Genomic DNA, 5,067 nt, shown 5'->3' with positions numbered 1-5,067 from the left:
GAGCCGGCGGAGGTCTACCGCGACCTGCGCGCCGCCTGCGAATCGGGCTGGGACTTCAGCACCCGCTGGCTCAGCGAGCAGACCCCGCCCGCCTCGCCTTCCGAGGGCTCACCGCGGCCGGCTTCCGGCGCCTGCCTGTCCACCATCTGCACGACAGACATCGTGCCGGTCGACCTGAACGCCTTCCTCTACAAGCTGGAAATCCGCATTGCCGAACTGGCCGCGCTGGCCGGCGCCCGCACCACCGCACGGGACTACCAGGAGCAGGCCAGGCTGCGCAAGGCCGCGATGAACGAGCTGATGTGGAACGACGCCCAAGGTGCGTTTTTCGATCACGACTGGCGCCGCGGCGAACAGCGCCGCAGCCTCACCGCCGCAACGGTCGTGCCGCTGTTCGTTGGCCTGGCCAGCGCCGCGCAGGCCAAGGCCATCGCCGGCACGGTTTCACAGCGCCTGTTGGCCCACGGCGGGCTGGCCACCACCGAGCACACCAGCGCCCAGCAATGGGACCAGCCCAACGGCTGGGCGCCGCTGCAATGGATGGCGGTGCGCGGCCTGGACGATCATGGCGAACACGCGCTGGCCGATACCATCGCACAGCGCTGGCTGGCCACGGTGCAGGCGGTCTATGAACGCGAGGGCCGGCTGGTCGAGAAATATGCGCTGGACCAGGACGCGCAGCACAACCCGCACGGCGGCGGCGGCGGCGAATACCCGCTGCAGGACGGTTTTGGCTGGACCAATGGCGTCACCGCCGCGCTGCTGGCGCGGCAGCGGATACCGCCTGCTTAGGCGTGCCAGTTCGCCATGGCTTCGCCCAGCCTCACGGCGCCCCCCGGCTGCCAGTCCGGGTTGAACAGCAGCGGGCCAGCGGGGTACAGCAGCACCACCGTCGAGCCCAGAAGGAAGCGGCCCATCTCGGCGCCCTGCGCGAGTTCGATGGCAGCATGGTCGGCGCCGTAGCGCCATTCGCGCAGCTCGCCGGTGCGCGACGGGTTGACCACGCCGTGCCACACGGTGGCCATGCTGCCAACGATGGTCGCCCCCACCAGCACCAGCACGAACGGGCCATGCGCCGTCTCGAACTCACAGACCACGCGCTCGTTGCGGGCGAACAGCCCGGGCACGCCGCGCGCGGTCGTCGGGTTGACCGAAAACAGGTCGCCGGGCACGTAGACCATGCGCACCAACCTGCCGGCGCAGGGCATGTGGATGCGGTGGTAGTCGCGCGGGCTGAGGTAGATGGTGGCGAAGTGGCCGTTGTCGAACTTGGCGGCCAGCGCGGCGTCGCCGCCGACCAGGGCGCGGGTGCTGTAGTGGTGGCCCTTGGCCTGGAAGATCTGGTCGCCCTGGATGGGGCCGAACTGGCTGATCGCACCGTCCACCGGGCAGACCTGGCCGGCCTTGGCCAGCGGGCGTGCACCCTCGCGCAACGCGCGGGTGAAGAACTCGTTGAAGCTCTTGAAGGCGGCAGGATCGGGCTGCGCGGCCTCGGCCATGTTCACGCCGTAGCGGCGGATGAAGTCGCGGATGATGGCCGTCGTGATCGAGCCGCGCTCATGGCCGGCTACCCAGCCGGCGAACGAGGTCAGGGCCTGTTTCGGGAACAGGTACTGGGGCAGCACGCGCAGGCGGTCGGACATGGGGGAAGAGCGGGAACAGTGAAAGGCGGCGGATTGTAGGAGGGCCCGAGCACGTGGCGTGCCCGGCGTTCGGGCCGGGGTTCAGCGCGGCGGGAACAGCGCCTGCCAGCCGGCAGGGCCCAGCTTCTCCAGCGTCTCGATGTTGCGCTCGTAAATGGCCTCGGCTTCGGGGAAGGCCTCCACCGCACGGTCGATGCTGTCTTCGCGCAGCAGGTGCAGCGTAGGATACGGCGAGCGGTTGCTGAAGTTGCCCATGTCGTCGGGCGCCGTGCCTTCGAACTGGAACTGCGGATGGAAGCTCGCCACCTGCAGTTCGCCCTCCAGGTCCTCGTCGACCAGCACGCCATCGGCCACGCCGAGGAAGTCGTTGAAGTCCAGGAAGTCCTGCAGCACCCGCGGATGCACGATCAGCGTGGTGTCGGTGGTTTCCGCGTCGGTCTCGGCCAGGTGGCGCAGCTCGGCGCGCAGCACCTCGACCAGCGCCTCCGGCGAGTCCACCCCGCTGACAACGATGCGCACCTGCTGCTTGGCCCACACGGCCTTGGCGAACGGGCAAAGGTTCAGGCCGATGACGGCGGTTTCCAGCCAGTGCTGGGTGGCCAGCTGGACAGCGGCCGAATCGTCGGCGGAAAGCGGCAAAGAGGTGTCGGCAGCAGGCATCGGCCGATTGTCGCGCCGAGCAGGCACGGCCGCATGCTGCGATGCACAATCGAGGCTCCGCGGCGGTCCTTCGACCGTTGCCGAAACCGGGAGGGAGCGGCAGATGCGTTACGTGGTGTTCAACCAGAAGGGCGGCGTCGGCAAGTCGACCATCACCTGCAACCTGGCGGCCATCAGCGCCGCGCAAGGCCAGCGCACGCTGGTGGTGGACCTGGACCCGCAGGGCAACTCCACCCGCTACCTGCTGGGCGACGGGGCCGACGAAGCGCCACCCGGCGTGGCCGACTTCTTCGAGCAGCAGCTGAAGTTCAGCGTGCGCACCCCGGCGCTGCAGGACTTCATCAGCGCCACGCCGTTCGACAACCTGGACGTGATGGCCTCCAGCCCGGCGCTGGACGAAATGCACGGCAAGCTGGAGTCGCGCTACAAGATCTACAAGCTGCGCGACGCACTGGCCGAGCTGGGCCAGGACTATGCTCAGATCTGGATCGACACCCCGCCGGCGCTGAACTTCTACACCCGCTCGGCGCTGATCGCCGCGCAGGCCTGCCTGATCCCGTTCGACTGCGACGACTTCTCGCGCCGCGCGCTCTACGCCCTGCTGGAGAACGTGCAGGAGATCCAGGCCGACCACAACAAGGAACTGGTCGTGGCCGGCATCATCGTCAACCAGTTCCAGGCCCGTGCCCGGCTGCCGCAGCAGCTGGTGCAGGAGCTGATCGACGAAGGCCTGCCGGTGCTGCAGCCCTACCTGGGCGCCAGCGTGAAGGTCAAGGAGTCGCACCAGCTGGCCCGGCCGCTGATCCAACTGGCACCTTCGCATGGGCTGACGCTGGACTTCGTCGCGCTGCATGCGGCCATCACCAAGCCTCCCGCCCCCACGCCCACCCGTAAAAGCGCCAAGGCTGCAGCAGGCTGATCGTTGTGACACGGTAACCGCGGCTGGCTAGCATGCAGGCATGAACATCGCGTTGATTGCCCACGACGGCCGCAAGGAACAGATCGTCGGCCTGGCCACCCGCCATGCCGCCTGGCTCGCCACCTGCACGCTGATGGCCACCGGCACCACCGGCAGCCGCCTGAAAAACGAGGCCGGACTCTCCGTCGAATGCCTGCTCAGCGGCCCGCTGGGCGGCGACCTGCAGATCGGCGCCCGCCTGGCCACCGGCGGCGTGGACGGCGTGATCTTCCTGCGCGACCCCATGACCCCGCAGCCGCACGAGCCGGACATCAATGCACTGGTGCGGGCTTGCGACGTGCACAACATTCCGTGCGCGACGAATTTGGCCAGTGCTGAACTGCTGCTCCAGGCTTGGCAGTCGGGCAAAACGGCCTCGCCGCTCGCCGCCGGCTGAATCAGCTTTCGACCGCAGGCTTCGGCTTGCCCGCCAAGGCCCGCTGCAGCAGCCACAGCCGCGTGTCGAACTCCAGCTGGTGGTAGTCCGGTGCGAGGTGCTCGCAGAGGCTGTAGAAGGCCTTGTCGTGCTCGGCTTCGCGCAGGTGGGCCAGTTCGTGCACGACGATCATGCGCAGGAAGTCGGCCGGGGCGTCCTTGAACAGGCTGGCAATGCGGATCTCGCGCTTGGCCTTGAGCTTGCCGCCCTGCACGCGCGAGATGCGGGTGTGCGTGCCCAGCGCCTGGCTCAGCACCTTGAGCTTGGTGTCGTAGACCACCATCGAGACGGGGCTGCTCTGGCGCATGCCGCGGGCCTTGATGTCCTGCACGTAAGCGTACAGCGCGGCATCGGTGCGCACCGTGTGGGCCTCGGGGTAGCGGGATTCGAGCACCGTGCCGAGCCGGCCCTGCTCGGCCAGCTTCAGGGCCTGAGCCTGCAGCGAGGCCGGGTAGCCGCCGAGGTATTGCGGGATCAGCGAGACGGGCGTGGACATGGCGGGATTGTCGCCGCGGGATACTTGCGGCTGTCACCCTCCACCCTCATTCCGCCAGCTCAGGCGAAGGAACCCGCCCCCATGATCACCAAGCATGTCCTGCAACACGAAGACGTCGTCACCATCCTGAACGCCGCCCGCGCCGAGGCGCAGGCCAACAAGTGGGCCGTCACCATCGCCGTGGTCGACGACGGCGGCCACCTGCTGGGCCACTACCGCCTGGACGGCGCGCCGGCCATGTCGGCGCACATGGCCCCGGCCAAGGCCCGCACCTCGGCGCTGGGCCGCAAGGAAAGCGCAGTCTATGAAGACGTGATCAACAAGGGCCGTTTCGCCTTCCTCAGCGCGCCCGGCCTCGAAGGCATGCTCGAAGGCGGCGTGCCGGTCATCGTGCAGGGCCAGGTCATTGGCGCGGTGGGCGTCAGCGGCGTGAAGTCCAGCGAAGACGCGCAGATCGCCAAGGCCGGCATTGCCGCGCTGACGCTGCCCTGATCACCTTGATCACGCGGGGCGGCAGTCACCGCCGAACGCGGGCCTGTCCTGCGGCGATGTAGGACTGTGCTGACAAGTGGGGCCAAAGGCGACCACTACACTCGTCGGCAGATGCGCCCTGCATGCCCGCCCCTCGTCAAAACCCGCTCCCGTATGCCGCCTGCCGCCTTTGCCGACACGGTCGGCGCCACCGTGCCAAGCGGGGCGCGAACTGAAGATGTGCTGCAGGCACTGCGCCTGCGCACGGCGATCCTGCACCGCGCGCTGGACGAACGGGTGCCGATCGCAGGCGATGCGCCAAGCCTTGGCGACTACCTGCAACACCTGCTCGCGCTGCAGCCCTGGCTGAGCGCGATGCTGGCCTGGCGCGCACGGCAAGCGG

The 5,067-nt window shown here is 68.6% G+C and carries 7 protein-coding genes and 1 pseudogene; 5 read left to right on the top strand and 3 right to left on the bottom strand.

The features are described 5' to 3' along the window. On the top strand, positions 1-792 hold a 792-nt coding region (locus FKP22_RS20785), incomplete at its 5' end, for a trehalase family glycosidase (RefSeq protein WP_259372455.1). On the opposite strand, the gene asd is transcribed toward FKP22_RS20785, so the two are convergent. Together asd and FKP22_RS20775 are read right to left on the bottom strand one after the other, a co-directional pair. After that, on the bottom strand, positions 789-1,643 hold the full coding sequence (gene asd, locus FKP22_RS20780; protein ID WP_141289600.1) for an archaetidylserine decarboxylase: 855 nt from the start codon (positions 1,641-1,643) through the stop codon (positions 789-791). The genes FKP22_RS20785 and asd overlap by 4 nt on opposite strands. Positions 1,644-1,724: 81 nt before the next feature. Continuing rightward, positions 1,725-2,303, bottom strand: a complete 579-nt coding sequence (locus FKP22_RS20775; RefSeq protein ID WP_141289599.1) for a DUF1415 domain-containing protein — start codon at positions 2,301-2,303, stop codon at positions 1,725-1,727. Between the two features lie 103 nt (positions 2,304-2,406). Between FKP22_RS20775 and FKP22_RS20770 the strand changes: the two genes are divergently transcribed. Together FKP22_RS20770 and FKP22_RS20765 are read left to right on the top strand one after the other, a co-directional pair. Then, on the top strand, positions 2,407-3,222 hold the full coding sequence (locus FKP22_RS20770; protein WP_141289598.1) for a ParA family protein: 816 nt from the start codon (positions 2,407-2,409) through the stop codon (positions 3,220-3,222). A 40-nt stretch (positions 3,223-3,262) separates the two neighbouring features. Beyond that, entirely contained in the window at positions 3,263-3,658 is a 396-nt protein-coding gene (locus FKP22_RS20765; RefSeq protein WP_141289597.1) for a methylglyoxal synthase, read from the top strand. Between the two features lies 1 nt (position 3,659). Here FKP22_RS20765 and FKP22_RS20760 read toward each other — a convergent pair whose 3' ends face one another. Beyond that, entirely contained in the window at positions 3,660-4,193 is a 534-nt protein-coding gene (locus tag FKP22_RS20760) for a YgjP-like metallopeptidase domain-containing protein (RefSeq protein WP_141289596.1), read from the bottom strand. An 81-nt stretch (positions 4,194-4,274) separates the two neighbouring features. Between FKP22_RS20760 and FKP22_RS20755 the strand changes: the two genes are divergently transcribed. Both FKP22_RS20755 and FKP22_RS20750 read left to right on the top strand, forming a co-directional pair. Beyond that, a complete protein-coding gene (locus FKP22_RS20755; RefSeq protein WP_141289595.1) occupies positions 4,275-4,685 on the top strand; it encodes a GlcG/HbpS family heme-binding protein in 411 nt (136 codons plus the stop codon). A 153-nt stretch (positions 4,686-4,838) separates the two neighbouring features. Next, a pseudogene (locus FKP22_RS20750) lies at positions 4,839-5,067 on the top strand (hypothetical protein); the annotation flags it as partial.

This window comes from Ideonella azotifigens, from assembly GCF_006519715.1.
In the GTDB taxonomy this organism is placed as follows: domain Bacteria; phylum Pseudomonadota; class Gammaproteobacteria; order Burkholderiales; family Burkholderiaceae_C; genus Ideonella; species Ideonella azotifigens.
The sequence above is the reverse complement of the archived record's forward strand: the minus strand, read 5'-3'. Positions and strand labels throughout refer to the sequence as shown.

What these genes read in the sequence shown, in the direction of transcription:
- asd (WP_141289600.1), bottom strand. Translation starts at nt 1,643, where the DNA reads ATGTCCGACCGCCTGCGCGTGCTGCCCCAGTACCTGTTCCCGAAACAG.
- FKP22_RS20775 (WP_141289599.1), bottom strand. Translation starts at nt 2,303, where the DNA reads ATGCCTGCTGCCGACACCTCTTTGCCGCTTTCCGCCGACGATTCGGCC.
- FKP22_RS20770 (WP_141289598.1), top strand. Translation starts at nt 2,407, where the DNA reads ATGCGTTACGTGGTGTTCAACCAGAAGGGCGGCGTCGGCAAGTCGACC.
- FKP22_RS20765 (WP_141289597.1), top strand. Translation starts at nt 3,263, where the DNA reads ATGAACATCGCGTTGATTGCCCACGACGGCCGCAAGGAACAGATCGTC.
- FKP22_RS20760 (WP_141289596.1), bottom strand. Translation starts at nt 4,193, where the DNA reads ATGTCCACGCCCGTCTCGCTGATCCCGCAATACCTCGGCGGCTACCCG.
- FKP22_RS20755 (WP_141289595.1), top strand. Translation starts at nt 4,275, where the DNA reads ATGATCACCAAGCATGTCCTGCAACACGAAGACGTCGTCACCATCCTG.